1 protein-coding gene is annotated in these 1,208 nt (G+C 72.0%); it reads left to right on the forward strand.

Features of this window, described 5'->3' with window-relative positions:
• Positions 1-181: 181 nt before the first annotated feature.
• Positions 182-1,208, forward strand: a 1,027-nt coding sequence (locus CHB75_RS21220; RefSeq protein ID WP_217898821.1) for a hypothetical protein, incomplete at its 3' end; no start/stop codon positions are given.

The following is a 1,208-nucleotide window of genomic DNA, read 5'->3' on the forward strand; positions in this document are numbered from 1 at the left end:
CGAAGGTCTGCCGCCGGTTGCGCCGACGCTGCCGCTCCTGGACCGGGCGCAGATCATCGACGGGGGCGAGCCGAGCCTGTTCAATGCGCTGAGCTGGAACTACGGGCTGACGGAATTCCGTGGTCGCGCGGACTCGCTCGGCGCGATCCTCGAGTGGGCGCAGAGTGACGAGCCGATCAGCGTGCGGCTGATCTCCGGCCCGGGCGGCGCTGGCAAGACGCGGCTTGCGGCCGAGGCGGTGCGGGAAATGCGGGCGGCGGACTGGACGGCGGGGTTCCTGCCACCCGAGGCGGCCTCGGCCCTGCGGGTACTTGGCGATGGTACCGCGGGGCTGTTCCTGGTGGTCGACTATCCCGAGGAACGCCGACAGATCGTGGACGACCTGATCGCGGCGCTGGCCGAACACGGCCATGCCGCCGCGCCGATCCGCGTGCTGTTGATTTCGCGTCGGGGGATCGAGGACTGGGACGGCTACGCCACGCGGCTCAAGCACCGGTTCGGGCGGCAGGAGCTGGTGAGGCCGGGAGCCCTGACGGCCGAGACGGCGCTGCAGGTGCTTGAGGATGCGGCGCGCGGGTTGGCGGAACTCATGGGAGTCGAGGTGCCGCCGCTCGACGCTGCGGCGGGCTGGCTGTCGCCGGTGCCGGACGATCCCGAGCGGCGGTTGCCGCTGTTTGCGGCGGCGGCGGGGCTGCATGCGGTGATGGATCCGGGCGCAGCCTTCGATCTGGGCGGCGCGCAGCTGATGCAGGACCTGGCACGGCGGGAGCTGGACCGGGTCAACCGGACCTCTCTGCCGCTGGGCTTGCGACGGGCCGAGGCCGCCTCGGCGCAGGACGGGCTGGCGCGGCTGCTGGCGCTGGGAACCAGCTGTGGCGCGGGGCTGGACGCGGCAACGCTCCTTGATCTGCAGGAGGCGCTCCGGGTGGTGCCCGGTGTCGAGGGCGAGGTGGTTCTGGAGCGGGTGCAGATGACCAGCTGGTGGTCGAAGGGCGGATCCGGCACGGCCGGTCGGCTGATGCCGCTGACGCCCGACCGGCTGGCGGCGGCCTTCGTGGCGCAGGTGCTGCTGAAATCCCCGCATCCGAAGCTGCCCGAGCAGCACTGGTTTGCAGCGCGGGCGGGGGGGGCTGGCTATGGCGACACGATCAGCCGGATGGGCTATGACCTGCATGCGCTGGGGGATGGCTCTGCGGCAGCCTTCGAGG

Origin of the sequence: Puniceibacterium sediminis, from assembly GCF_900188035.1 — a bacterium.
GTDB lineage: Bacteria > Pseudomonadota > Alphaproteobacteria > Rhodobacterales > Rhodobacteraceae > Puniceibacterium > Puniceibacterium sediminis.